22 protein-coding genes, 1 tRNA gene and 2 pseudogenes are annotated in these 24,725 nt (G+C 58.3%); 15 read left to right on the forward strand and 10 right to left on the reverse strand.

Features of this window, described 5'->3' with window-relative positions:
* Positions 1-33: 33 nt before the first annotated feature.
* The 3 genes from moaB to ACOTTU_RS10785 are packed head-to-tail and all read right to left on the reverse strand — an operon-like array spanning position 34 to position 1,955.
* On the reverse strand, positions 34-576 hold the full coding sequence (gene moaB / locus ACOTTU_RS10775) for a molybdenum cofactor biosynthesis protein B (protein ID WP_425657938.1): 543 nt from the start codon (positions 574-576) through the stop codon (positions 34-36).
* Between the two features lies 1 nt (position 577).
* A complete protein-coding gene (locus ACOTTU_RS10780) occupies positions 578-1,189 on the reverse strand; it encodes a LysE family translocator (protein ID WP_425657940.1) in 612 nt (203 codons plus the stop codon).
* Entirely contained in the window at positions 1,182-1,955 is a 774-nt protein-coding gene (locus ACOTTU_RS10785; RefSeq protein ID WP_425657942.1) for a uracil-DNA glycosylase, read from the reverse strand. Before ACOTTU_RS10785 ends, ACOTTU_RS10780 begins: the two co-directional genes overlap by 8 nt.
* 116 nt (positions 1,956-2,071) lie before the next feature.
* Here ACOTTU_RS10785 and ACOTTU_RS10790 point away from each other — a divergent pair, with 116 nt between their 5' ends.
* The 5 genes from ACOTTU_RS10790 (at position 2,072) to ACOTTU_RS10810 (ending at position 5,925) form a co-directional block, all read left to right on the forward strand.
* On the forward strand, positions 2,072-3,019 hold the full coding sequence (locus tag ACOTTU_RS10790; protein ID WP_425657944.1) for an aspartate carbamoyltransferase catalytic subunit: 948 nt from the start codon (positions 2,072-2,074) through the stop codon (positions 3,017-3,019).
* Entirely contained in the window at positions 3,016-3,558 is a 543-nt protein-coding gene (locus tag ACOTTU_RS10795) for a hypothetical protein (protein ID WP_425657945.1), read from the forward strand. Before ACOTTU_RS10790 ends, ACOTTU_RS10795 begins: the two co-directional genes overlap by 4 nt.
* Positions 3,559-3,743: 185 nt before the next feature.
* Positions 3,744-5,027: a dihydroorotase gene (gene pyrC, locus ACOTTU_RS10800; protein ID WP_425657947.1), complete on the forward strand. Its 1,284-nt coding sequence runs from the start codon at positions 3,744-3,746 to the stop codon at positions 5,025-5,027.
* Complete coding sequence (gene plsY / locus ACOTTU_RS10805) at positions 5,027-5,635, forward strand: glycerol-3-phosphate 1-O-acyltransferase PlsY (RefSeq protein WP_425657948.1); 609 nt, start codon at positions 5,027-5,029, stop codon at positions 5,633-5,635. Before pyrC ends, plsY begins: the two co-directional genes overlap by 1 nt.
* A gap of 11 nt (positions 5,636-5,646) precedes the next feature.
* Positions 5,647-5,925 (forward strand): hypothetical protein, encoded by a 279-nt coding sequence (locus ACOTTU_RS10810; protein WP_425657950.1) that lies wholly within the window; start codon positions 5,647-5,649, stop codon positions 5,923-5,925.
* Here the strand turns inward: ACOTTU_RS10810 and ACOTTU_RS10815 are convergent.
* Positions 5,910-6,296 (reverse strand): ectoine synthase, encoded by a 387-nt coding sequence (locus ACOTTU_RS10815; RefSeq protein ID WP_425657952.1) that lies wholly within the window; start codon positions 6,294-6,296, stop codon positions 5,910-5,912. The two genes, ACOTTU_RS10810 and ACOTTU_RS10815, sit on opposite strands and share 16 nt — an antisense overlap.
* Positions 6,297-6,369: 73 nt before the next feature.
* Between ACOTTU_RS10815 and ACOTTU_RS10820 the strand changes: the two genes are divergently transcribed.
* Genes ACOTTU_RS10820 through ACOTTU_RS10830 form a run of 3 tightly spaced genes read left to right on the forward strand, consistent with a single transcriptional unit; the run spans position 6,370 to position 9,022 of the window.
* Positions 6,370-7,308 carry an aldo/keto reductase gene (locus ACOTTU_RS10820; protein ID WP_425657953.1) on the forward strand — a complete coding sequence of 313 codons (939 nt, stop codon included), beginning with the start codon at positions 6,370-6,372 and terminating at the stop codon, positions 7,306-7,308.
* Entirely contained in the window at positions 7,305-8,375 is a 1,071-nt protein-coding gene (locus ACOTTU_RS10825; RefSeq protein ID WP_425657955.1) for an NAD(P)/FAD-dependent oxidoreductase, read from the forward strand. Before ACOTTU_RS10820 ends, ACOTTU_RS10825 begins: the two co-directional genes overlap by 4 nt.
* Positions 8,375-9,022 (forward strand): DUF938 domain-containing protein, encoded by a 648-nt coding sequence (locus tag ACOTTU_RS10830; protein WP_425657957.1) that lies wholly within the window; start codon positions 8,375-8,377, stop codon positions 9,020-9,022. The genes ACOTTU_RS10825 and ACOTTU_RS10830 overlap by 1 nt, the downstream gene beginning before the upstream one ends.
* Positions 9,023-9,042: 20 nt before the next feature.
* Here ACOTTU_RS10830 and ACOTTU_RS10835 read toward each other — a convergent pair whose 3' ends face one another.
* The 4 genes from ACOTTU_RS10835 to ACOTTU_RS10850 all read right to left on the reverse strand — a co-directional run bounded on the left by ACOTTU_RS10835 (position 9,043) and on the right by ACOTTU_RS10850 (position 15,964).
* Positions 9,043-11,544, reverse strand: coding sequence for a GcvT family protein (locus ACOTTU_RS10835; protein WP_425657958.1), 2,502 nt, complete (start codon positions 11,542-11,544; stop codon positions 9,043-9,045).
* 199 nt (positions 11,545-11,743) lie between these two features.
* The gene (locus ACOTTU_RS10840; RefSeq protein ID WP_425657960.1) at positions 11,744-13,144 is read right to left on the reverse strand and encodes an FAD-binding oxidoreductase; all 1,401 of its coding nucleotides are present in this window, start codon (positions 13,142-13,144) and stop codon (positions 11,744-11,746) included.
* A 27-nt stretch (positions 13,145-13,171) separates the two neighbouring features.
* Positions 13,172-14,950 (reverse strand): gamma-glutamyltransferase, encoded by a 1,779-nt coding sequence (gene ggt, locus ACOTTU_RS10845; protein WP_425657961.1) that lies wholly within the window; start codon positions 14,948-14,950, stop codon positions 13,172-13,174.
* A gap of 27 nt (positions 14,951-14,977) precedes the next feature.
* Complete coding sequence (locus ACOTTU_RS10850) at positions 14,978-15,964, reverse strand: 2-hydroxyacid dehydrogenase (RefSeq protein ID WP_425657963.1); 987 nt, start codon at positions 15,962-15,964, stop codon at positions 14,978-14,980.
* 118 nt (positions 15,965-16,082) lie between these two features.
* On the opposite strand from ACOTTU_RS10850, the gene ACOTTU_RS10855 reads away from it, so the two are divergent.
* Positions 16,083-16,586 carry an SH3 domain-containing protein gene (locus tag ACOTTU_RS10855; RefSeq protein WP_298920558.1) on the forward strand — a complete coding sequence of 168 codons (504 nt, stop codon included), beginning with the start codon at positions 16,083-16,085 and terminating at the stop codon, positions 16,584-16,586.
* Between the two features lie 19 nt (positions 16,587-16,605).
* On the opposite strand, the gene ACOTTU_RS10860 is transcribed toward ACOTTU_RS10855, so the two are convergent.
* Positions 16,606-17,511 (reverse strand): haloalkane dehalogenase, encoded by a 906-nt coding sequence (locus ACOTTU_RS10860; protein ID WP_425657965.1) that lies wholly within the window; start codon positions 17,509-17,511, stop codon positions 16,606-16,608.
* 96 nt (positions 17,512-17,607) lie between these two features.
* On the opposite strand from ACOTTU_RS10860, the gene ACOTTU_RS10865 reads away from it, so the two are divergent.
* The 3 genes from ACOTTU_RS10865 to dgt all read left to right on the forward strand — a co-directional run bounded on the left by ACOTTU_RS10865 (position 17,608) and on the right by dgt (position 20,686).
* Positions 17,608-18,603, forward strand: coding sequence for an NADPH:quinone reductase (locus ACOTTU_RS10865; RefSeq protein ID WP_425657967.1), 996 nt, complete (start codon positions 17,608-17,610; stop codon positions 18,601-18,603).
* 130 nt (positions 18,604-18,733) lie between these two features.
* A tRNA-Gln gene (locus tag ACOTTU_RS10870) sits at positions 18,734-18,808 on the forward strand.
* 528 nt (positions 18,809-19,336) lie between these two features.
* Positions 19,337-20,686 (forward strand): dGTP triphosphohydrolase, encoded by a 1,350-nt coding sequence (gene dgt / locus ACOTTU_RS10875; protein WP_425657969.1) that lies wholly within the window; start codon positions 19,337-19,339, stop codon positions 20,684-20,686.
* Between the two features lie 366 nt (positions 20,687-21,052).
* Here the strand turns inward: dgt and ACOTTU_RS10880 are convergent.
* A pseudogene (locus ACOTTU_RS10880) lies at positions 21,053-21,499 on the reverse strand (TonB-dependent receptor plug domain-containing protein); the annotation flags it as partial.
* A 212-nt stretch (positions 21,500-21,711) separates the two neighbouring features.
* Here ACOTTU_RS10880 and ACOTTU_RS10885 point away from each other — a divergent pair.
* The 3 genes and pseudogenes from ACOTTU_RS10885 (at position 21,712) to ACOTTU_RS10895 (ending at position 24,725) form a co-directional block, all read left to right on the forward strand.
* Positions 21,712-22,756, forward strand: a pseudogene (locus ACOTTU_RS10885) (hemin-degrading factor).
* Positions 22,756-23,655, forward strand: coding sequence for a heme/hemin ABC transporter substrate-binding protein (locus ACOTTU_RS10890; RefSeq protein WP_425657971.1), 900 nt, complete (start codon positions 22,756-22,758; stop codon positions 23,653-23,655). The pseudogene ACOTTU_RS10885 and the gene ACOTTU_RS10890 overlap by 1 nt, the downstream one beginning before the upstream one ends.
* Positions 23,656-23,657: 2 nt before the next feature.
* Entirely contained in the window at positions 23,658-24,725 is a 1,068-nt protein-coding gene (locus ACOTTU_RS10895; protein WP_425657973.1) for a FecCD family ABC transporter permease, read from the forward strand.

The following is a 24,725-nucleotide window of genomic DNA, read 5'->3' on the forward strand; positions in this document are numbered from 1 at the left end:
TACCAACCCACAAGGGTGTTACGTATCAGGATGTCATTTCCGTCGCTGGTTTTCATCCAAACGCGGCATGATCTCGACAAAATTGCAGGGCCGGTGGCGATAATCGAGCTGTTTAACCAGTATTTCATCCCAGGCATCTTTGCAGGCACCCGGGCTGCCCGGCAGCGCAAAAAGATAGGTACCATTGGCCACCCCTCCCGTGGCGCGGCTTTGTACGGCGCTGGTGCCAATTTTCTGCATCGAGACAATGGTGAAGACCGTACCAAAGGCATCAATCTCCTTTTCATAGACATCACGGTGCGCTTCAACTGTAACATCGCGCCCGGTCAGGCCGGTACCACCAGTGGAAATCACCACGTCAACGGCGTTATCTTCACACCAGACACGTAATTGCCCGGCGATCTGGTCGCGCTCATCCGGCAATATCCGCCGATCCGCAAGTTCGTGGCCAGCGCCGAGTAACCGCGCCACCAGAACATCACCTGACTTGTCTTCGGAAATGCTGCGGCTGTCCGATACGGTCAGGATCGCGATGCGGACGGGCACGAAGTCGAGCGCTGTGTCAATTCGGCTCATTTCAAGCTTTCTCCAATACGGTGAGTCGTCCGGCAAGTGCCGTAAATATCCCCGCACTTATCCAATCCAGAACCCGGCTGCCGTTGGCAAGCCTTTGACCCAATGACGCTGCAAATACCCCGACAAGCCCGTTTACAAAGAAACCGCAGACAGAAATGATCGCACCGAAGAGCAAGAACTGAACCCATATCGGGCCGGCGTTCTGGTCGACAAACTGCGGGATGAACGCCAATACGAAGAGGATGACCTTGGGATTCGTCAGGTTTACCAAAAGGCCTGCGCCATAGGGTCGTCCTCTTGGCGCGTTCTGATCCTGCGTGGGAGCGTCCGGGCGACGCAAGGCTTGCGCCGCCAACCATAGCAGGTAAGCAACCCCAACCCATCTGATAGTATCAAACGCATAAGGCAACGTCGCAACCAAAGTGCTCAGGCCAGCACCTGCCAACAGGACGTGAATCATACTGCCCGTCGATATGCCCGCACTGGCAGCCCAAGCCGCACGAGGCCCCGACCTGATACCCTGTCCCAGACAGAACATCATATCCGCACCCGGCGTGACATTCAGCGCAAGTGCCGCCGGTATGAATGCCACGAGCATGACCAGATCAACCATTGCCCACCCGTGCCTTGAGGCTCAAAAGATCGGCCCAGGCTTCGCGTTTCGCGCCCGTCTGGCGCAGCAGATAGGCAGGATGGAACATCGGCAACGCGGGGCGCCCAAAGCACTCGGTCCAGTTGCCCCGAAGGCGGGTGATGCCTCTCTTTCCCAAAAGCGCCTGCGCGCTGATATTTCCCATGATCACAATCACTTGCGGATCGGCCAAAGCAATATGACGTTCAAGAAACGGACGCATCATTGCTATCTCTTCGGGATGTGGATCACGGTTCTGGGGGGGACGCCACGGCAGAACATTGGTGATGTAGACAGGCGCATCCGCACGCGCGCGACCCATGTCGATGGCTGCCAGCATCCGGTCCAGCAACTGGCCTGCACGCCCGACAAAGGGAAGTCCTTCGCGGTCCTCATCGCGTCCCGGCGCCTCCCCGATGATCATCACGGGCGCGCCCGGGATGCCATCGGAAAAGACAAGATTGCGTGCGCCGCGTTTCAACTCACAGTGTTCAAATCCCGCAAGAGCTGCGCGCAACGCGTCCAGATCCTGCGCCATTTCCGCCAATCTGCTGGCCTCAGCAACCGGATCGGGCTGAGCGCTGGCGGTCATTGGTTTCGCCGCAGCCTGCGGCACGTTTCGGGGCTTGGCGAGCGTATCCGGCAACGCGTAACAATTCACTGGTGCGTCGCAAATCGCCTCGGTCGCGCCAAGTTTGACCTGCCAATCCAAAAGGGCCAGTGCGTGATGATATTCGGCTGATTCCATACCCCCACTCTACGCGCCGGATTGACGGAACTGAACAGCCGTTGCGCAGGCAGGCACCGCTTGCCCGCCCGGCCCGCCATCCCTATAAGGTGGCAAATCACGATAGGTTGCCGCCCATGACGTTCCCGCACCGCCATCTGCTTGGCATCGAGGCCCTGCGCCCCGAAGAAATCACGACGTTACTGGATTTGGCGGACACCTACGCGGCTCTGAACAGACAACCCGACAAACACGCCGACGCGCTGGCGGGTCTGACCCAGATCAACATGTTCTTTGAGAATTCCACGCGCACGCAGGCGAGTTTTGAGATCGCAGGCAAACGGCTGGGGGCGGATGTGATGAACATGGCAATGCAGGCCAGTTCGGTCAAAAAGGGCGAAACCTTGATCGACACGGCCCTGACGCTGAACGCCATGCATCCCGATTTGCTGGTTGTGCGGCATCCGCATTCGGGAGCCGTGGATTTGCTGGCGCAAAAGGTCAATTGCGCGGTTTTGAACGCAGGCGATGGGCGTCACGAGCACCCCACGCAGGCGCTGCTGGATGCGCTGACGATCCGTCGGGCGAAAGGCCGGTTGCACCGGCTTTCCATCGCGATCTGCGGCGATATCGCCCACAGCCGGGTGGCGCGCTCAAACATCATGCTGCTGGGCAAAATGGAAAACCGCTTGCGTCTGATCGGCCCGCCGACCCTCATGCCTTCGGGCATTGCAGAATTCGGGGTCGAGGTCTTTGACAGCATGGAAGACGGTCTGAAGGACGTCGATGTGGTGATGATGCTGCGCCTGCAAAAAGAGCGTATGGACGGTGGGTTTATTCCGTCTGAGCGCGAATATTACCATCGCTACGGGCTGGATGCGGAAAAGCTCAAACATGCCAAACCGGACGCGATTGTCATGCATCCCGGCCCGATGAACCGTGGCGTGGAGATTGACGGCACGTTGGCCGATGACATCAACCGCAGCGTCATTCAGGATCAGGTCGAGATGGGCGTTGCGGTGCGCATGGCCACCATGGACCTGTTGGCGCAGAACTTGCGATTAACCCGGGTGGCGCCTGCATGAACCGGAGCATCGAAATCAAACCGGCAGAGAGCGGCGTGATCCGCGTCTTTGCCATAAACATGGCCCCGGCGGAGGTGGCCGGCGCGCTCAAGACCCTGCCCAAGGCCGATCTGGCCCGCCAACTTCTTGGCAGCCCGCATCTGAACACCGCCAGTGTGGAGATTTTTCCGGTTGCCGATCTGACGGGCGTGGGATTGAGCGCCTATCTGAGAGATGGCTATGCGGTTGACGATGAAGCGCTTACGGCGGATCGCGGCAAACTGGAGGCGCTGGAAGGATATGTGCTGTTGCTATTCTCCAGCAGTTTTGCCGGCGCACCCGCCGTACTGACCCCGAGCGCCGATCTGACCCTGATCGGCAGTTACACCGAACCCAAACCCGCCCGGCGCAGCGTTGACCTGAGCACCGACAGCGCCAAACCCTACAGCGGCACCCCGGCAACACAACCTGCCACAAAGCGCGGTCCCGCCGGGAGCGTGATGGTTGTTCTCACAATCATCCTGGTGATCGGCTTGGCAATCTGGTGGGTGCTGGCATGAGCCCAAAGGATATGATGCCATGAATGAGCCCAAAGACCCGAAGATGTCCGGCCGCGTGGCCATGGTTGCCCTGCTGGTCGCCTTCGCGGTGGTGGGCCTGATGATCTGGGTGGGGGCGTGATGAGGATTTTTGGCGCGCGGTCTTCCGACAACCGACGACACGCCGCCTGTGGGAGCCACCTGCAATGACCAAACTGACCTTTCTGAACGCCCGCATCGTTGATCCGGAAACCGATGAGATCAAGGTCGGCGGGCTGGTTGTCGAAGACGGGCGCATCACCAAACACCTGCCGAAAGACGCACCGCGCCTGACGTCCGGTCGTGTCATTGACTGTCATCTCAAATATCTCGCGCCCGGCATTGTCGATCTGGGCGTCAAGGTCTGCGAACCCGGTGACCGACACAAAGAAAGCTACCGCTCGGCGGGGTTGGCAGCGGCGGCGGGTGGCATCACAACCATGGTCACGCGCCCCGATACGGAACCTGCCATCGACAGCCCCGAAACCCTGGAATTCGTCACGCGCCGGGCAAATGAGGTCGCGCCGGTCAATGTGTTGCCCATGGCCGCGCTGACCAAAGGGCGCGAAGGCCGCGAGATGACAGAGATCGGGTTCTTGATGGATGCGGGTGCCGTTGCCTTCACTGATTGCGACCGGGTGGTGACGGACACCAAGGTTTTTTCCAGAGCCCTCACCTATGCGCGCAGCCTCGACGCGCTGGTCATTGCGCACCCGCAGGATCCGGGGCTCAGCCGGGGTGCGGCGGCCACATCCGGAAAATTCGCCTCCCTGCGCGGCCTGCCCGCGGTGTCGCCCATGGCGGAACGCATGGCGCTCGACCGGGACATCGCGCTCATAGAGATGACGGGCGCGCGCTACCACGCGGACCAGATCACCTGCGCCCGCGCCCTGCCCGCGCTGGAACGTGCCAAGGCCAACGGGCTTGATATCACGGCGGGCACGTCGATCCACCATCTGACGCTGAATGCGTTGGACGTGGCGGACTACCGTACGTTTTTCAAACTGAAGCCACCCTTGCGCGACGAACAGGACCGGTTGGCCGTTGCCGAAGCGGTCAAAAATGGCCTGATCGACGTGATCTCTTCCATGCACACACCGCAGGACGAGGAAAGCAAACGCCTGCCATTTGAAGAGGCCGCATCGGGTGCCGTTGCCTTGGAAACACTGCTGCCTGCGGCGATGCGGCTTTATCATGCGGGGCTGATCGACCTGCCCACGTTGTGGCGCGCGATGTCGCTCAACCCGGCTAAGCGGCTTGGTCTGGAAAGCGGTCGTCTGCGTGTCGGCAGCCCGGCGGATCTGGTGCTCTTTGATCCGGACGTGCCATTCCTGATGGATCGCGCCACGCTGCGCTCAAAATCGCGCAATACCCCCTTTGATGGCGCGCGGATGCAGGGCAAGGTGCTGGCGACTTATGTTGCCGGAACCTGCGTCTACGAGACATCCTGATGCCGATCATTGAACATACAGCGACCGCCCTCGCCGCCTGGGGCCTGTTTGGCTACCTGCTGGGCTCCATTCCCTTTGGTCTGGTGCTGGCACGGATCATGGGGCTGGGCAATCTGCGGCAGATCGGGTCCGGCAATATCGGTGCGACAAATGTCCTGCGGACAGGCAACAAAACCGCTGCGGCCCTGACACTTCTGCTGGACGCAGGCAAAGGCGCTGTGGCAGTGCTGATCGCCCGCCAGTTTGGAAGTGAAGACACTGCCCAGATTGCCGGGTTGATGGCCATGCTGGGCCATTGCTACCCGATCTGGCTGAAATTCGCTGGCGGCAAGGGGGTGGCCACGTTTCTGGGCATCGTGCTGGCTTTGAGCTTTCCGGTTGGTGTGGGTTGCTGCGTCGCCTGGCTGATCGGTGCGCTGGTTTCGCGCATTTCGTCTATGGGCGCGTTGGTATCCGCTGCATCATCGACGGTATTGATGATTTTACTTGGCGTGCCCGAGGCCACGATGCTGAGCGTCCTGCTCACCCTGATTGTCTTCTGGCGCCATCGTTCCAATATTGCACGCATACGCGCGGGGACAGAGCCAAAAATTGGTCAGAAATCTTGAACGACGACCCCTTGCGTAGCTTGGCCCAGGCATTGGACGCATTGCCACACGGCACCTTTTACGCGCGTGTAAAGGGGCGTCGCTATATCGCCACAAAAACACAATTCAACGACGGCAAATCGACAAAGCTGGTTGCGGAGGAACTGGGGGGCAAAGATTACATCAGTTTCAATTACTACCGATTGACCACAGGTGCACGTTTGTATCCCTGCGAGATGAGCCGCAAAAAAGTCATTGCATTTGTACTTGCCGCACTGCCAGAGGGTGCGGTTCCTCAGGAAGAGGCATAGCTGCCATCGGGACCGTGAACTTCATCGCCCTGCAAGGCCGGTGAGAACACGCAAATCAGATGCAGGGCTTCGGGGCCCGTGACATGCACCTCGTGACGATCATGCGCATTTGGCGCGTACAGAACACCGGGTGTGATGTCGTGAGACGTCCCAGACTCCAACTCGACAACCGTTCCGCGACCACCAATGCAATAACAGGCTTCCACATGGTTTTTATAGTGAAGGTTGAGAACCGCGCCCGGAAACACCCTGGTTTCCGTCATGGAAAACCCCATGCCATCGGATTTCACCAGCAACCGCAGGCTGCTCCAGCCGGGGCCGGATGCATCACGCGCGGTGCCCGCAAGTACCGCTTTATCTGCGATGATCATGAAGCGCCTCTTTTCTGTTCCGCAATTGAATTGAATATTGCATGGCCCGCAGGTGCATGCCACTTCTGCATTCATGACTAGAATTCTGACCAGCCCGGATGGGACCCCCGCAAGCCGCCTCGCGTTTGGCACCATGCAATTTGGCGGTCGCGCTGATGAAGCCGCTTCCCGCGCGATGTTTGACGCAGCTATTGACGCAGGTGTCACACATTTCGACACGGCACATGTGTATAACGACGGCGCTTCCGAAAAACTGCTTGGTGCCCTGCTTGGCAATCAACGCGACCGCCTGATCATCGCGACCAAGGCGGCCTACACAGGGGGCGGTTCCAAGGAGAACATCTCTCAATCGTTCGAAATTTCTCGCCAGCGTCTGAACATGGACATGGTTGATGTCCTATACATGCACCGCTTCGATCCGGACACGGATTTGCACGAGAGCATGGAGGCTCTGGCGGAACTCAAAAACGCTGGAAAAATCCGCTATATCGGTGTGTCCAACTTCGCCGCATGGCAGGTTGTCAAAGCCATTGGCATTGCAGCAAAATTCGATCTCACAATCGACATTCTGCAACCGATGTACAATCTCGTGAAACGTCAGGCAGAGGTTGAAATTCTGCCGATGTGTGCCGATCAGGATGTGGCGTGCGCCCCATATTCGCCATTGGGGGGTGGACTTCTGACTGGCAAGTATGCAGCTGGCGGAGGCGGCAGGTTGATCGAAGACGACCGGTACGCCGCACGCTACGGCCTGGACTGGATGCATCAGGCCGCCGTCGGTCTGGCTAAGGTCGCTGCCGATATTGGGGTTGATGCGCCAACGCTGGCCGTGGCCTGGGCCGCAGCGCACCCGATGGGCCCGACGCCCATCACTTCGGCGCGCTCCGCAGAGCAACTCGGGCCCTCTCTTGCCGCGATGCATTTCGATATGGATGCGGAACTCTATGCACGACTTGCAGCCCTCAGCCCGACACCGCCACCTGCCACGGACCGTATCGAAGAACAGGCATGACGGACATCATCGTCATTGGAGGCGGCATCGCTGGACTATCCGTTGCCGCGCGCCTCTCAGAGACAGCCAATGTACTGGTTCTGGAAGCAGAAGGCTCCCTTGGCTATCATGCCTCGGGCCGGTCCGCCGCACTGATCGAACAGAATTACGGCGCGCCCAGCGTACAGGCGCTGAATGGGGCCAGTTTTGGTTATCTTCAGACAAACGGCTATCTCAGCCCGCGCGGCCTGCTGCTCATTGCCCGGAGCCATGAACGCGACGCCTTCGAGAAAGATGTGGCCACTCTTGGCACTGAACCGGTCACAGTGGCGGAAGCCTTGGCCCTCGTCCCTATTCTTGATGCCCGGAAGGTTGCCTTGGCGGCCTATCATACGGAGGCGCTCGACATCGACACGGATCGGCTTTTGCAGGATTTCGCCCGTACCGTGCGCCGATCCGGTGGGCGCGTCGAAACAGGTCGACGTGTGGAAAGCATAAATTACGCAAACGGAGAGTGGAAAGTTACCTGCGGCGAAGAACAGTTTCACGCACCAACTCTGATCAACGCCGCTGGCGCCTGGGCCGATACAATCGCAGAGATGGCTGGTGTCGAGCCGCTGCACATCGTGCCACATCGACGCTCTGTTGCACGCATCCCGGCGCCCGGAGGTCATGATGTTGGAAAATGGCCGATATTCTTTGGCGTTGGCGAGACCTGGTATGCCAAACCGGACGCTGGGTTTCTACTGGTCTCGCCCGCAGACGAAGACCCGGTTGAGCCCCATGATGCCTGGGCCGAAGACCTGACGTTGGCAGAGGGGCTGGCACGCTACGAAGAAGTGGTGACGGAACCTGTCACGCAGCTTCAATCCAGCTGGGCCGGGTTACGCAGTTTCGCTCCCGACCGGACGCTCGTTTTGGGGCGTGACCCGGTAAAGCCGGAATTTGTCTGGTGTGCTGGCCAGGGCGGTTATGGGTTTCAAACCGCGCCTGCGGCATCAACTCTTTTGGCCGACCTGGTTCTGGGAAAGACGCCCGGGATTGATGCAGATGTTGTGGTAGCCCTCACGCCAGACAGGTTGCGGTAGTGTCTAAAATTCCATCCAATGCCAGTGTGGCGCAACAAACTGATGGCGCGAAGCTGCATGCGCCCGCCGCTGCGCGCAATGCGGATGCGCTGGTTGGCCTGCTTGCCAAATTCGCACCCAAAACCGGTGCCGCGCTGGAAATCGCCAGTGGAACCGGCCAGCATGTGACTGCATTCGCGGCAGCCCTGCCAGAACTGGTTTGGCAGCCAACCGAGGTTGATCCTGCACGGCTTGCCAGCATCAATGCCTATGCGGCTGATGCCGGGATGACGAACATTCGACCGGCCTTGGCCCTTGATGCCGCTCAAACGGATTGGCACCGGTGCCATTCGGACAACAGTTTGATCGTTGTGATAAATCTTCTGCACCTGATCGACATGCCGAGCAGCGAGACAGTGTTGTCGGAAGCCCTGAAAGCCCTCCGGCCAGACGGGCGGCTCATTCTCTATGGTCCTTTCAGGCGAAACGGGCAATTGACCAGTGAAGGCGACAGGCGGTTTGACGCAGACCTGCGCGCTGCCGATCCCGATATTGGCTACAAAAACGACAGCGTCATCGAGACCTGCCTGAACGCGGCGGGCGCATCGACAATTGAACGTGTCGAAATGCCCGCCAACAATCTTGCCTTCATCGCGAAAAAGGGCTGACCCACCGCGCTTTCGACGCCTTATCCGTCGATCCGAATGCGTTCGTTTTTGGGATCATATGGGCTGTCCTCGACAATCTCGGCATCCCAAAGCTGATCGAGCATTTTCACTTTCAGCCTCGTGCCCTTGACCGCCAGATCCGGCGTGACGTACCCCATCCCGATGCTTTTCCCAAAGGCCACGGAATACCCGCCGGAGGTCAGCCGTCCGACACGTGTCTCCCCGTGGTACAGCACCTCGCGCCCCCAAGGATCGGCATCTTCCGGCCCGTCGATCAACAGGGTGACGCATTTGGACCGCATACCGATCTCTTCCATTTTAGCCTTGCCGTGAAAGTCTTTGGACAGGTCCACAAAGCGCGGCAAATCGGCCTCCAGCGGCGTGGCGTCGCGCCCCAGTTCAGTGCCGAAGGCACGATAGGATTTCTCCTGCCGCAGCCAGTTCTGCGCGCGCGCACCGACCAGTTTCATCCCGTGCTTTTCACCGGCCTTTTCGAGCTGATCGAACAGGTAGTTCTGCATCTCGATGGGGTGATGCAATTCCCAGCCCAGCTCGCCGGTATAGGCCACGCGGATGGCGCGCACCGGGCACATGCCCAGTTCGATATTGCGCATGGTCAGCCACGGGAACCGCTTGTTTGACAGCACAGTGGCCGGGTCTGCATCTTTGACGATTTCGTTCAGCACATCGCGCGATTTTGGACCCGCGATAGCAAAGACGCCCCACTGCGTGGTCACATCATGGCATTCGATATAGCCGAGCTCCGGTGCTTTATCCTCGATCGCCTTGCGCAGGTAATCCGCGTCATAGGCTGTCCAGGCACCGGCTGAGACAAGATAGTATTCGTCCTGCGCCAGCCGCACGATGGTGTATTCGGTCCGGGTGGTGCCATGCCCTGTAAGCGCATAGGTCAGATTGATACGGCCCACATTGGGAAGCTTGTTGCACGTGAACCAGTCCAGGAATTGCGTGGCCCCCGGGCCTTTGACCAAGTGTTTGGTAAAGGCCGTGGCATCAATCAGACCAACGCCTTCGCGGATCGCTTTCGCCTCATCAACAGCATATTGCCACCAACCGCCTCGGCGGAAGCTGCGCGCGTCGTGATCGAAAGTGTCTGGCGCGTCCTGTGGGCCAAAATAATTGGGTCTTTCCCACCCGTTTACAAATCCAAACTGCGCCCCGCGCATAGCTTGCCGGTCATAGGCCGGGGATGTGCGCAACGGGCGGCAGGCCGGGCGCTCTTCATCCGGGTGATGCAGGATGTAGACGTGGTCGTAGCATTCCTCATTCTTGCGCGCGGCAAATTCGGTGGTCATCCAGTCGCCGTAGCGCTTTGGATCAAGCGAAGCCATGTCAATCTCTGCCTCCCCCTCAACCATCAGTTGCGCAAGGTAATAACCCGTTCCGCCCGCGGCGGTGATCCCAAAAGAAAAGCCCTCGGCCAGCCACATGTTGCGCAGGCCCGGCGCCGGGCCAACCAGCGGGTTGCCATCGGGCGTATAGCAAATGGGTCCGTTGAAATCGTCCTTGAGCCCGCTTTGCTCGCAGGAAGGCACGCGGTGGATCATCGCCATATACTGCTCTTCGATCCGTTCGAGGTCGAGTTGGAAGAGATCGGCTCGGAAACTGTCCGGCACACCGTATTCAAACCGCGCAGGCGCGTTTTTCTCGTAGACGCCCAAGATCCAGCCACCACGCTCTTCGCGCACGTAGGATTGCGCATCAGCATCGCGGATGACCGGGTGCTCGACATTGCCTTCGGCGCGGAATTTCACCAGTTCAGGGTCCTGATCCATGACGATGAACTGATGTTCCACCGGGATTGCGGGCATCTTGATCCCGAGCATCTTGGCGGTACGCTGCGCGTGGTTGCCGGAGGCGGTGACAACATGTTCAGCCGTGATCACCACCTGTTCTTCCGTGGGCACCAGATTGCCGCCCTTTTCCGCCATTTTGGTCGCGGTCACTTCCCAATGCGTGCCGTTCCAGTGGAAAGCATCGGCCTGCCATTTGCGTTCGATCATCACGCCGCGTTGCCGCGCGCCCTTGGCCATGGCCATCGTCACGTCTGCGGGGTTTATATAGCCATCCGTGTGGTGATAGAGCGCACCTTTCAGATCGTCCGTGCGAATGAGCGGCCATTTTGCCTTGATCTCATCGGGCGTCATCCATTGATATGGCACGCCACAGGTCTCGGCAGTGGAGGCATAAAGCATGTATTCGTCCATACGCTCCTGCGTCTGTGCCATCCGCAGGTTGCCAACCACGGCAAAGCCTGCATTCAGACCGGTCTCTTCCTCCAGCGTTTTGTAGAAACGGATCGAGTAGTCGTGGATGTGTGTTGTCGCATAAGACATGTTGAAATAGGGCAGCAGTCCGGCCGCATGCCAAGTAGAGCCCGAAGTCAGCTCGTCGCGTTCCAGCAGCATCACGTCGTCCCACCCGGCGCGTGCAAGGTGATAGGCAATGGACGTCCCAACGGCACCGCCGCCGACGACAAGGGCTTTGACTTGGGTTTTCATCACACAGGCTCCATGACAATCTGTTTGGGTAGCATTAGCCGTTGATGAAAAACGGCGCAAAACGCGCCCGACCGGTCATGGAGAGAAAGCGACATCAAAGCCCGCGGCCGCCTGAAGCTCCCCTTGCAAAAGAGCCTCCGTGTTCGGCACTGCGGGTAAAATGGGCGTCAGGCCACCGGTCTTTTTCCAACTGCGTTGTCTATTGCAGAACCTTCCCCGGGTTCATGATGTTCTGCGGGTCGAGCGCCAGTTTTATCGCCGACATTACAAGGGTCGCCTCCCCCAGTTCCTTGACCAGATAGGGCCGTTTGCCCTGCCCGATCCCATGCTCGCCCGTGCAGGTGCCATCCATTGAAATTGCCAGATCGTTCAGCCAGCTGACATAATCCGCGGCCCTGTCCAGCTCTTCGGAATTCTCCATATCGACCAGCAGAGAGACGTGGAAATTACCGTCCCCCGCATGGCCTAAAATTGGTGCGACCAAAGAGAGATCAGCCGCTTTGGCCTGCGCCTCCCCCACACAATCTGCCAACCGGGAAATGGGGACGCAAACATCCGTGGCGATCCCCTGCGCGCCCGGGCGATACTGCAACATCGCCCAATAGGCGTCATGCCGCGCCTGCCAGAGCCTGTTACGCTCTTCCGTTGTCGCCGTGGCCCGATACCCGATCCCGCCATGCTCTTTCGAGAGGGCTCCGAAAATGTCGGCCTGTTCTGCCACGCTGGCTTCAGTCCCGTGAAACTCCAGCAGCAAAAGCGGTGTTTCAGGCAGACTCAGCTTTGAATAGGCATTGACGGCCTTGACGGTGGTTTCGTCCAGCAACTCAATTCTGGCGACCGGCAAACCATATTGGATAACCGACATTACGGTCTGGCAGGCTGCATCCACGGAGGCAAAAGAACAACTGGCGGCACTTATCGCCTCGGGAATGCCCTGAAGCTGCAGGGTGATCTCCGTAATGACGCATAAAGTCCCTTCCGAACCCACCAGCAAACGCGTCAGATCATACCCGGCGGATGACTTTCGCGCGCGCGTGCCTGTGCGAATGATCCTGCCATCCGCCATCACCGCCTCGACCGCCAGTACATTGTCCTTCATCGTCCCGTAGCGCACGGCGTTGGTGCCCGACGCGTTGGTGGCGGCCATCCCCCCCAGAGAGGCATTGGCCCCCGGATCAATCGGAAAGAACAGTCCCTGATCGCGCAGATGCGTGTTGAGCGCTTCGCGCGTCACACCGGGTTGCACACGGCAATCAAGATCGCCCTGATTGACCTCAACCACTCTGTCCATCCGGCTCACGTCGATGCACACGCCTCCCGCCGGCGCATTGACATGCCCTTCAAGCGACGTGCCCGTTCCAAAGGGAATGACGGGCACGTCATGCTGCGCGCAGACAGTCACAATGTCGCTGACCTCCTGTGTGGAGGCCGGAAAGACCACCGCATCGGGCGGCTGATTTTCGATCCATGTGGTTGTATGCCCATGCTGCTCGCGAATGGCCTGACCGGTTTGCAACCGTTCCCCAAAGCGCTGTTTCAACACTCCTAGAGCCGTTTCTATCCCCGTGTCATTTCGCGGCAGATCGGCATGTTTGACCATGGGTTCTTCCTCCTGACCGCGCGCGGGCTATTGCCCCAGCGCGATGCCTTCACGTCTGGGGTCAGCGCCCCCTTTCAGCGTCTCACCAATGGAGATGGCATGCAGCCCGGACGTAAGCGCACGCGCGCCAACCTCGAACCCCATCCCCGTCAGCGCTTCGGTCAGGGCTTCGGCGGAGGTGCCTTCCTCCACATCGTATTTGCCGAACCGGTTGACCGCATGCGGAACGGATACGGCCTGTTGCACGTCCATCCCCCAGTCCAGATGCGCGATGATGCTTTCGGCGACATAGCCGATGATGCGGCTGCCCCCCGGGCTGCCGATGGCCAGAACCGGTGCGCCGTCTTTCATCACGATGCTGGGTGCCATGGAAGATCGCGGGCGTTTGCCCGGCTCCACCCGATTGGCGATGGGCACGCCATCTGCCTGCGAGCGGAAAGAGAAATCGGTCAGCTCATTATTCAACAAAAATCCGCGCACCATCAACCGGCTGCCAAACCCGTTCTCAATGGTTGTTGTCATCGAGGCCACATTGCCCGTCGCATCGACGATCACGAAATGAGATGTCGAGGGCAGTTCGATGGAGGCGTCATCTGCCCAGATCAGCGCATGGTCGAATTCCGGCGACCCCGGTGCAACCTCAGCCAGCGCGGCATCACCACCCAGCAGTTTGGCCCTTTCGGCCAGATAAGCAGGCGCAACAAGCCCATCTGTTGGCACTGGGACAAAATCACTGTCCGCCATGTAACGGCCACGATCGGCGAAGGCCAAACGCGAGGCATCGCCGATCAGACGCCGGACCTCCGGATCATTTGGCCCCGCACTCAGGTCATAGTTTTCCAGCATCCCGAGGATTTGACCAACGGTCAGAGCACCAGATGACGGCGGTCCCATGCCGCAGACGTTGTGCGCGCGGTAGGTCGCACAGACCGGCGGGCGCTCCTTGACGCGGTAAATGCTCAGATCAACGGCAGAAAGCACGCCGGGATTGCCTTCTGCCCCCTGCACTGTCGCCACGATATCCGCCGCAATATCGCCGGTGTAAAACGCCCGCGCACCGCCATCCGCCATGGCGCGCAGCGTGTCGGCATAGGCTTGGTTTTGCAGCAGATCACCGGCCGCAAGCGGCGTCCCTCCGGGCATGAAATACTCGGACGTGGTGGCAAATCGCCCGAGCCGTTCCGCATCGCCCTCGATCAAGCCTGCCAGTCGCGGGGAGACGTCAAACCCGCTCTCGGCACGCTCTATGGCCGGGGCCAACAAATCTGCCCAGGGCAACTTGCCCCAACGCACATGCGCATCCTCCATCAGGGCCGGAGTACCGGGCGTTCCGACCGAAAGACCGCCCACAACCGCATCGTAAAAACCCAATGGTTCGCCATCACCGTCCTGAAACAGCCTCGGTGTTGCTGCAAGCGGGGCGGTTTCGCGCCCGTCGAGCGTCGTCAGTGTCGCGGTCGCCGCGTCATAATACACCAGAAAAGCACCGCCGCCGATGCCGGAGGACTGCGGTTCAACCAGTCCAAGCATCGCCTGAACGGCGACCAGCGCGTCCGCTGCAGAGCCACCATTTGCCAGCGCATCGGCACCGGCCTTGACCGCCCAGGGGTTGGCTGCGGCCACCATCCAGTTCTGCGCCTCGACCGGGACACCGGCAAATTTTGCGTCCAACGCGGTCGCCACCTCCGGCGAGATCGCCTGAAATGCGCCTTGTGTCGCGGCTTCGGGTTGTACCGCGTCGGCGGCTTGCTGTGCATGCACCGCGGAAGCGGCTAGCAGGGTCAGTCCACTGAGAAAATAGCGCATATCGTCTCCGATCTGTTGAGAGGGAAGTCAAAGCATGGAAGGTACAACCTGGTCCGGTGGCCGGTGGCCATCGTCAAAGGTTTTGATATTGATGATCACTTTCTCGCCCATTTCCAACCGGCCTTCTCGGGTGGCAGAGCCCATGTGCGGCAGGAGGACAACGTTACTCAATTCACGCAGACGCGGGTTCACCTTGGTCCCGTGTTCGTAAACATCTAGCCCGGCACCGGCAATCTCATCCGCGCGCAGCATGCGTGTCAGCGCGTTCTCGTCGATGACCTCCCCACGCGAGGTATTCACGATCACGGCCTCCGGCTTCATCAGTTTCAAGCGACGGGCATTCATCAGATGGAATGTCGAGGGCGTGGCCGGGCAGTTCACCGAAATGACATCCATCCGGGCGACCATCTGATCCAGGCTTTCCCAATAGGTCGCTTCAAGGTCTGCTTCGATTTCAGGGCGTAACCGTCGCCGGTTGTGATAGTGGACCTGCATGCCGAAGGCCGCAGCCCGCCGCGCAACCGCCTGACCAATGCGCCCCATGCCCAAAATGCCAAGCCTACGCCCGCCCACACGACCACCCAGATGTGCGGTCGGCGCCCAACCTTCCCACGTATCGGATTGCATGACGGACAGCCCTTCGGGAATACGCCGCAGGACCGCCAGTAAAAGCGCCATGGTCATGTCAGCCGTGTCATCGGTCAGAACACCGGGCGTGTTCGACACCAGAATACCGCGCTGACGCGCTGTTGACACATCTATGTGATCGACACCCGCCCCGTAGTTCGCAATCAGTTTCAGGCGGTCGCTGGCCTGCCCGATCAAGGCAGAATCGACGTCATCGGTTACCGTGGGGACCAGTACGTCAGCCGCTTTGACAGCTTCCGATAGCTCTGATCTGCTCATCGGCGTGTCATCCTGCCGTAATTTGACGTCAAAGAGTTCAGAGAGACGTGTTTCAACCGCTTCGGGTAACCGTCGCGTAACGACAACACTCAGCTTTGGCTTTGACATTTTGAGCCTCCCCGGACTTGGCGCAACGATGCTTTTCATGGCATGGTGGCGGAGATGGCGACGGGGCACAAGAACCTCGGGCCTTCAAAAGAGCAAAATACGAATAACGGGCGATGTCATGACCAAATTCTTCCTGTCGGCCCTTGCCGCAGCGCTTGTTTTTGCTGCTGCTGCCCAGCCTGCTCTTGCGCGAGACAAAGGCCCGGTCACGCATCTTCCCTTGCCACGGTTCGTTTCCATGAAAGCCGCAGAAGGCAACGTGCGGCGCGGTCCGTCGCTGACCCATCGCATCGACTGGGTTTTCAAACATCGCGACATGCCGCTGCGAATCACCGCAGAGCACGGGCATTGGCGCCGCGTCGAAGACCGCGATGGTCAGGGAGGATGGGTCCACTACTCGCTCTTGTCGGGCGTCCGCACCGTGATCGTGGAACAAGATATGTTGCCTTTGCATATGCGGCCCGATCCGGAAGCCCCCATAAACGCGGCACTCGAAGCCGGTGTGATTGCCCGGCTTGGCAAATGTGGTCCGGAATGGTGTCAGCTGAAATCCGGCGGCTATCGCGGATGGGCCCCAAAATCACGCCTCTGGGGCGTTTCCGTGGAAGAGATCAGGGAATAACGAGGCTACCTACGCCGTCTCAGTTGGCTGCAATGAATTGATTGATGATCGCTGCCAACTCCGGCCCGACATCTTCCTGAAGAAAATGCCCTGCTCTCTCCAGGATCACATGGGGCTGGCCCGCTGCCCCGGGCATCTCGCGCTGGAACGCGATTTCGCCGCCAGCCATAACCTTGTCTTCAGCTCCGAACGCGGTGAGTACCGGAAGCTGCAAGCGGCGCAACACCTGCCATGCGGCGCGGTTAGGTTCTGATGCTGGATCATCCGGACGATCAGGTACCAACATCGGGAATTCACGCGCGCCGGCCTGATAGGATGCATCCGGAAAAGGCGCATCATAGGCGGTGATCTCTGCCTCTGACAGTTTCGAAACCGTCCCGCCGCTGACAATTCTTCCGGCACGGAACTCCTGCGTTTCCTGAGAATAGCTGCGCCAACTTTCAAACGCCCGACCCATCGGCTGATCACCTGTCGGCAGCGCGGTATTTGCAACGACCAATCTGGCAAAGCGATGCGGCATCGCGGCAAGTAGCCGCAAACCTATCAACCCGCCCCAGTCCTGACAGACCAGCGTAATGTCCTGCAGGTCCAACTGCTCCAACGCATCCGCCATCCAGTCGACATGATGTTGATACGTATAATCTGAGCGTTCCACCGGCTTATCGGACCTGCCAAAGCCCACAAGGTCGGGGGCAACCACACGATGCCCCGCCTTTACAAAAACGGGAATCATATGGCGGTAGAGATAACTCCACGTCGGCTCGCCATGCATGCAGAGAATTGTGTTGGTCGCGGCGGGCCCTTCGTCCAGGTAATGCAGCCGCAACGCGCCACCCGATGTGTCATCGACGCCGAGGTAATTCGGCCGATAAGGAAAATCGGTCAAGCCGTCAAACCTTGCATCTGGCGTACGCAGCACCCGCATCTTGACCTTCCGAAAAATGAGTGCATCGCCTCTGGCATTCCTGCGACGCAAGGGTAGGCTAGTCTCGATCCGCCCAAAACACAAAGGAAGTTCGTGATGAAGGCAATTGCTTACGAAACATTTGGCGCAGCAAGTGACGTGCTGAAACTGATCGAAATTGACCCTCCCGTACCTGAGCCTGGTGAAGTTTGCGTGGAGCTGGTTTATTCCGGCGTGAACCCATCAGACGTAAAGGCGCGCGCCGGTTCAAGGCCTGGTGTCACCAGACCCGCCTTCCCCCAGATCATTCCGCACAGCGATGGTTCCGGCGTTATCTGCGCAGTTGGACAGGATGTCGCCCGGTCTCGAATAGGAGAACGGGTGTGGATTTGGAACGGGCAATGGCAGCGCGCTTTTGGCACCGCTGCAGCATCGATTTGCCTGCCCTCAAAGCAAGCCGTTCCGCTACCTTCCAATGTCAGCTTCGAAACCGGTGCGATACTGGGAATCCCCGGATTGACCGCAGCTCACGTGGTGTTCGGGAATGGCCCGGTCTCGGGCAAGACCCTGTTGATCCAAGGCGGCGCGGGGACTGTCGGTCATCTTGCCGTACAACTGGCAAAATGGGGCGGTGCAAATGTCATCGCGACAGCGCGCGGGGCGGGAATTGAACGCTGCCGAAGGGCTGGCGCCGACACCGTTCTGGATTATAGCGCTACCGACCTTGCGCAACAGATACTGGATGCAAACAATGGGCAGCTGATCGAGCGGATCGTAGAGGTCGAATTCGGCAAAAACATTGAAACTGACACCGAAGTCATTGCCCCCAACGGAACTATTGCCGCTTATGGTTCTGCGCAAGAAATGTCACCCACCCTTCCCTTTTATCCGCTGCTTTTCAAGGCCGTCACCATCGACATCGCCTTGATCTATCTGCTGCCAGAGGATCGGCGCCAGCAGACTATTGATTGGCTACACACCGCCCTTGAGGCGAATGTGCTCGATTGTCCGGTAGAGGCGGTTTTTCCACTGACAAGCACGGCACAGGCGCATGAAACCGTCGAAGCCTCCGCCCGCTCCGGCGCGATTCTGATTGATGTTACGAAAGAGTAAGGTTGTCTTGCATGGCTTCGGAGCGTGATTGTCACAATGCAATTTGCTGAGCGTTCAGGATTTTTGCACCATTTTTGTCCAAAACGGGTCTTGCACGTCGGCGCTCAGGGGCTTAATTACCGCCTCACGTTGGGATGTAGCCAAGTGGTAAGGCAACTGTTTTTGGTACAGTGTACCGTAGGTTCGAATCCTACCATCCCAGCCAACCACTTCATGTGTGTCGCCCGGTAAGAATCGCAACTTGTCCGGCTTGAATCGCAACTTTTGTCGGGTAGGACGACAACTTTTACCAAATTTGGCGGTTTTGGCGGGTGGCTCACAGCTTAGTTCGCTGGTGTCCTAGCTACCAATAACTGCTGCGGCACATAAGGTCTTTAACTCTGGATTCAGCGCCTCAGGCGAATTTCTGACATCCGCTTCAATCTGCACCAACGAAAGCAATGCGCAGAAGTCGGACTTTGCAAAGTCAAACGAGCTGCCCAAATACGACATCCGGCAACCCGTACATTCGCTGCGGGTGTGTTTGCCCTGGTCTATCGAACTGGAACAACGTAGCCAGGCCAAGCGCCACACGGACCCGATCCACGGACCTACGAATTACAAATGACTGGGACTATGGGCTGTCTACTGCTTTGGGGCGTCAGAACGGAAAACGGTCCTTCTTTGCTTTAAGAGCAAAACAGCTTCAGGTAATCAAGCTGCGATCTGTTTTATTGAGCGAAGGACTATTGAAATGGAATGGAGCACCTTGCTGTCGAACGAACGACTGCACGATCCAAAGTACTCGGAACAAGTGAACAGGTCGATTTTTACACAGGACTACGACCGAATTGTTTTCTCGGAGCCCTTTCGGCGTCTGGCGAATAAAACTCAGGTGCAGCCACTCTACGAGCATGACCATGTTCACCACCGTCTGATCCATTCCATTGAAGTCGGCAGCGTCGGAAGATCACTGGCGATGGCAATCGGGCAATGGCTAGTTGAGCATGAGATCATCGACAAGGGTGAGGAAAACAGTCTGGCCAATATCGTTCAAGCTGCTTGCGCTGCGCATGACATCGGCAACCCTCCGTTCGGGCACTCTGGCGAGAACGCAATTGGCGAATGGTTCTTGGAAAAGTTTACGAACGCCAAAGGTATGTTCGCTGACCTGGACCCGATCTTGCAGGAAGAGTTCTGCGCATTTGAGGGAAATGCTCAGGGCCTCCGTATCATCGCCAGAACGGAAATGTATCGCAACGATGGCGGTATGCGACTATCAAAGGCTGTGCTCGGTGCCTTCATGAAGTATCCCCTCAGTGCAGCGACCAAGAAGGATCTCTCGGACTTGGCCTATAAGGAAGATGGATACTTCGGCGGAAAAAAATTTGGTGTTTTCAACTCTGAGCTGCCTCTTTTTGAAGAAGTCGCTCAAACGCTCAATCTGACAAAAGTTGAAGTTGGTTCGAATACATGGTGGCGGCGTCACCCGTTGGTGTTCGTGGTCGAGGCAGCGGATGACATTTGCTACAACATCGTTGATCTCGAAGACGCTTTTACCACCGGTGAACTCCAGTTTGATGTCGTGCGTCAAGCGCTTTTTGACCTTGCTGACAAGCCCAATCGGGACACCTCGGATATGAGCGAAGCCGAACAGATCGCTTACCTACGCGCAGTAGCCATCGGAAAGGGCATCGAAAACTGCCTTGAGGCTTTCAAGGCAAACTACAGTGCGATTATGGCAGGCACTTTTTCTCAATCGTTGGTCGAGGCGGGGAAGCTGAGTAAGCAGTTTGAGGAAATCAAGGATCTCTCCAAGAAGAGGATCTTCACTGCCCGGCGAAAGACTGAATTGGAAGTTTCTGGCCACCGGATTATCGGCAATGTCTTGTCCGGTATCCTGCCCGTTTACGAGCAGCTTGCCACCAATAATTGGGATCGAAAAAGTTTGGATGATCATTCAAAGCAGGTAGAGCGGGCGCTGCTACTCGATCTCAGAGGAATCTCGAATGTTGAGCAGGCCCTGCATAGCATGGCGGATTTTATTTCGGGCATGACTGATCGGTATGCGCTGCGTATTTCAAGGATGCTTTCGGGCACATAATGGGCGTCTTACAAGCATGCTACTATCAAATTGCTCATGAAAGCCGCCATTCTCAGCCGCTGAGGTGAGTGTTCGCTTTGGGCAGGAACCGTCGCTGACACGAGTTGCAGAGAACCGCAGCTTCAAGCCTAAAGACGAATGCTGCACCGTGAATGAACGCCCGCTAAGCCTCTAGCTCTTCTGTTAACTACTCGACTAGATCATCAGTTCTTGAATGCACGTTGCCACGGAAAACCGAAATCTCGGTCGGCCGTTCCACTTTCTCGCGGCAGGGTCGGATCAATTTGCCCTCTGCGATCATGCCTTCGGTTTTCCTGCCCCAGCCAAGGGCAATGCCTTAACCGGCAACAGCGGCCTGCAACACAAGCGGGTAACCTCGACTTCGCGGAACAGGAAAGGGTCGGTGTAAAGCTGCGTGCCAATGCGATACAGTTCTTCACTGCCTTTGGTGGCCCCATCGACCTGTATCAATACTTTTTGATCGGTGCCGAAGGTTGCATTGGCACCATAGCCGCGGATGTTGATCCCCGATCCGGCAGCGGTTGCACCATTGACCAGGGTCACACCGGGGACGGAATCGATTAATTCCGCGACGGTGCCCGCCTGCCGATCTTTGATTTCCGTGTCGTCGATCGTAGTGGTCGGGATGGCGGTTTCGATGGCCACCTCCCGCTTGCTTTCGCCCAGCACGATGGTGCCAAGGTAATCATCAATGGTGTCGGCGTCCTGGCTCTGCGCAGCGGTGGCAAATGGCACGCAAACGAGTGTGGCGGTGGTTGCACGCAATAGTGCGCGCGCAGAAAAGATTGGCATGGGTGTCCCCTTGAAAGCTTGTAGAACCAAAGCTTGCAAGAGGCTGGCCACGGCAGGTTTTTGAGAATTTTTGCAAGTCTGACGCTTGCCTCTTGCGGCGTCTACTAAAGCTGACTAAAAGTGTCAACAATAACAGTTAACGCTGTTCGCCAGGTGAAAAACCGCCAAGCAATCTCTTTCCAAACCCCAGTGAAAAGAAGTGGTATGGCGAAATGACGCAACTGACACCCGAAGCAATCCGCGCTGCGCGTGCGGAAAACACGAAACTGCGTGATCGGGATTTGGCGGACAAACTGAACTTGTCAGAAGCCGAGCTGGTCGCGGCTCATGTCGGCCATCGAACCACAGCGGTGGTCGCCCATCCCGATCAGATCATACATGCCGCCGCCGCATTCGGGGAGGTCATGGCCCTGACCCGGAATGCCTCATGCGTACACGAAAAGACCGGGGTGTACGCAAACTACCACCCCGGTGCACACGCTGCTATGGTGCTGACCGAAGACATTGATCTGCGCATTTTCCCCAGCCACTGGCGTCACGCCTTCATGGTGGAAAAGGAAACCGACGACGGTATCCGCCGTAGCTTGCAGGTATTTGATGCCGCAGGTGACGCAATACACAAGGTCTTCCTGCGAGACGCAAAAAACGGCCGACGCGTGGGCTCTGGCAAAGGCGGAAATTGCGCTACCTGAGCAAAACGAAACCCTGTTGGTTGCAGAGCGCCAATCCCCCGAGGCCCCGAAATCCGATCCAACCAAATTGGAAATCTTGCGCAAGGAATGGGGGCGGCTGACCGATACCCACCAGTTCCTGCGCCTGACATCAAAACTCAAGATGAACCGGCTGGGTGCCTATCGCATTGCCGGACGTCCTTTCGTTCGCGCGCTGACACCATCATCCATTGATGTGGCGCTCAAAGCAGTCCGCGACCAAGGTATCGACGTCATGGTCTTTGTCGGCAACCGCGGCTGTATACAAATCCACAGTGGTCCCTTGAACACGATCAAATCCATGGGGCCGTGGCAAAACGTTTTAGACCCGCGATTCAATCTGCATCTGCGTAGTGATCATGTGGCAGAAGTCTGGGCAGTCGATAAGCCGACGCAACGCGGGTCAGCGGTCTCGGTGGAGGCGTTTGACGACAAAGGCCAGCTCATCTTCCAGATATTCGGTGTCGGCAAAGAGGGGCAAGACAGCCGACCAGCATGGCGCGCGCTTGTCAGTGAATTGCCCGAAGCCACCGTGGAGACAGTTTAATGGCGCTTGTTCCACGCATCCGGCATCGCGGAGAACCACACCACTGGGCCGTTCTTTTGCTCACGATCCTGCTGATAGCACAGACGTTTGGCACCTCAGTCGCGCATGCTGAAGAAACACCGGCGCGCGTTATCTCGTTGGGAGGGTCGGTAACGGAAATTGTCTATGCACTGGGAGAAGAACACCGTCTGGTGGCCCGCGATACAACGTCCATCTTTCCTGAAGCTGCATTGGGATTACCCGATGTGGGCTACATCCGCGCGCTCTCTCCCGAAGGCGTTCTGAGTGCCGCACCTGATCTGGTGGTCTCCGAAGGGGGTGCGGGTCCGCCAGAAGCCGTGAACATTCTGAGATCGGCCTCAATTCCTTTCTTGGAAGCGCCGGAGGTTTACTCTGCTGAAGGGGTTGCGTCCAAGATCAATGCGGTCGGCAAGGCGCTGAATGTACCAGACAAGGCGGCCTTGCTGGCAGCCAGCGTGCGTCAGGAAATGCTTCAGGTTGCTGAAGACGTGGCGGCTTCGGATGCCCCCAAACCGCGGGTGCTATTCATTCTGAGCACTCAGGGAGGGCGTATCTTGGCTTCCGGCACGGACACGTCGGCGGATGCAATCATCGGGCTGGCGGGAGCTAAAAACGCAATATCCACATTCGAAGGCTACAAACCCGTCACTGCCGAAGCTGTTGCTGCAGCCAGGCCCGACGTGATCTTGATGATGGATCGTGGTGGAGATCATTCCACCAGTGATGCTGACCTTTTTGCAATGCCTGCGCTCAGCACCACTCCGGCAGCAAAGACGCGATCCGTGGTCCGAATGAACGGCCTTCTGATGTTGGGGTTCGGCCCCCGCACAGCACAGGCAGTGCGCGCTTTACACACCGCGCTGCATCCGGCGGGCTAAATATGACGATGGCGGTTCACGACATTGGCGACCAGGTAGATCGCCGCGCGAAAGCACGTCAATTGCACGGTATCCTGCTGGTCGTGCTCGCAGTCGTTTCTGTTACGAGTCTCGCAACCGGCGCATCGGGAACCTCTTTATGGTCAGCATTATGGCGGTTGGCACAGGGGCAGAATATCTCAATGACCGAGGCGGTTATACTTTGGGAAATCCGCGCACCCCGAACGATATTGGGTATCTGCGTTGGTGCGGCCCTGGCAGTTTCGGGAGCCGTCATGCAAGGCCTCTTTCGCAATCCGCTCGCCGATCCCGGATTGCTGGGTGTCAGTGCCGGGGCCGGTCTGGGCGCATTGACCGCGATTGTTATCGGCGGAGCGCTCCCTTTGGGGCTTACAACAGTTCTGAGCAATGCGATGCTTCCGGTGATGGCCTTTGTCGGAGCCTGGGTTTCGATGCTGCTACTTTATGCCGTTGCAACCCGGTCGGGGCGAACATCGGTCGCAACAATGCTGTTGGCCGGGATCGCGTTGGGCGCGTTGACCGGAGCGGTGTCCGGCCTGCTTGTGTTTCACGCTGATGATCTGCAATTGCGCGAGCTGACCTTCTGGTCCCTGGGCTCCTTGTCCGGCAGTTCATGGACCAAAGTAATGATCGCCGGACCAGTGATTATGTTTGCGACGTTGATGACAACGACGCTAGCGCGTGGGTTGAATGGTCTGGCGCTTGGAGAAGCCTCGGCACACCACATGGGCGTCGCGGTTCAGCGAACTAAAAATATCGCGATCCTTGCGGTCAGTGCCGCGACCGGAGCGGCGGTCGCGGTATCCGGCGGCATCGGGTTTATTGGCATCGTGGTGCCACATCTTCTACGGCTGGCCACAGGGCCCGATCACCACGGGTTGCTGATCAATGCAGCTCTTCTGGGGGCCAGCCTGCTCCTCTTTGCTGATGTAATAGCACGGCTTGTGGTCGCTCCGGCCGAACTTCCGATTGGGATCGTGACGGCGGTTCTGGGTGCTCCATTTTTCTTGTGGATATTGTTGCGCCGCCGTAGCGTGGTGGACCTGTGA

The sequence above is a fragment of the Roseobacter sp. EG26 genome (genome assembly GCF_049830555.1).
Taxonomy (GTDB): Bacteria; Pseudomonadota; Alphaproteobacteria; order Rhodobacterales; family Rhodobacteraceae; genus Roseobacter.

Coding starts and splice junctions, on each gene's coding strand:
- ACOTTU_RS10895 (WP_425657973.1), top strand. CDS start 23,658: ATGACGATGGCGGTTCACGACATTGGCGACCAGGTAGATCGCCGCGCG.
- ACOTTU_RS10855 (WP_298920558.1), top strand. CDS start 16,083: ATGACCAAATTCTTCCTGTCGGCCCTTGCCGCAGCGCTTGTTTTTGCT.
- ACOTTU_RS10780 (WP_425657940.1), bottom strand. CDS start 1,189: ATGGTTGATCTGGTCATGCTCGTGGCATTCATACCGGCGGCACTTGCG.
- ACOTTU_RS10825 (WP_425657955.1), top strand. CDS start 7,305: ATGACGGACATCATCGTCATTGGAGGCGGCATCGCTGGACTATCCGTT.
- ACOTTU_RS10860 (WP_425657965.1), bottom strand. CDS start 17,511: ATGCGGGTGCTGCGTACGCCAGATGCAAGGTTTGACGGCTTGACCGAT.
- plsY (WP_425657948.1), top strand. CDS start 5,027: ATGCCGATCATTGAACATACAGCGACCGCCCTCGCCGCCTGGGGCCTG.
- ACOTTU_RS10790 (WP_425657944.1), top strand. CDS start 2,072: ATGACGTTCCCGCACCGCCATCTGCTTGGCATCGAGGCCCTGCGCCCC.
- ACOTTU_RS10795 (WP_425657945.1), top strand. CDS start 3,016: ATGAACCGGAGCATCGAAATCAAACCGGCAGAGAGCGGCGTGATCCGC.
- ACOTTU_RS10840 (WP_425657960.1), bottom strand. CDS start 13,144: ATGGTCAAACATGCCGATCTGCCGCGAAATGACACGGGGATAGAAACG.
- ACOTTU_RS10815 (WP_425657952.1), bottom strand. CDS start 6,296: ATGATCATCGCAGATAAAGCGGTACTTGCGGGCACCGCGCGTGATGCA.
- ACOTTU_RS10850 (WP_425657963.1), bottom strand. CDS start 15,964: ATGTCAAAGCCAAAGCTGAGTGTTGTCGTTACGCGACGGTTACCCGAA.
- ggt (WP_425657961.1), bottom strand. CDS start 14,950: ATGCGCTATTTTCTCAGTGGACTGACCCTGCTAGCCGCTTCCGCGGTG.
- ACOTTU_RS10785 (WP_425657942.1), bottom strand. CDS start 1,955: ATGGAATCAGCCGAATATCATCACGCACTGGCCCTTTTGGATTGGCAG.
- ACOTTU_RS10835 (WP_425657958.1), bottom strand. CDS start 11,544: ATGAAAACCCAAGTCAAAGCCCTTGTCGTCGGCGGCGGTGCCGTTGGG.
- ACOTTU_RS10820 (WP_425657953.1), top strand. CDS start 6,370: ATGACTAGAATTCTGACCAGCCCGGATGGGACCCCCGCAAGCCGCCTC.
- ACOTTU_RS10865 (WP_425657967.1), top strand. CDS start 17,608: ATGAAGGCAATTGCTTACGAAACATTTGGCGCAGCAAGTGACGTGCTG.
- moaB (WP_425657938.1), bottom strand. CDS start 576: ATGAGCCGAATTGACACAGCGCTCGACTTCGTGCCCGTCCGCATCGCG.
- dgt (WP_425657969.1), top strand. CDS start 19,337: ATGGAATGGAGCACCTTGCTGTCGAACGAACGACTGCACGATCCAAAG.
- pyrC (WP_425657947.1), top strand. CDS start 3,744: ATGACCAAACTGACCTTTCTGAACGCCCGCATCGTTGATCCGGAAACC.
- ACOTTU_RS10890 (WP_425657971.1), top strand. CDS start 22,756: ATGGCGCTTGTTCCACGCATCCGGCATCGCGGAGAACCACACCACTGG.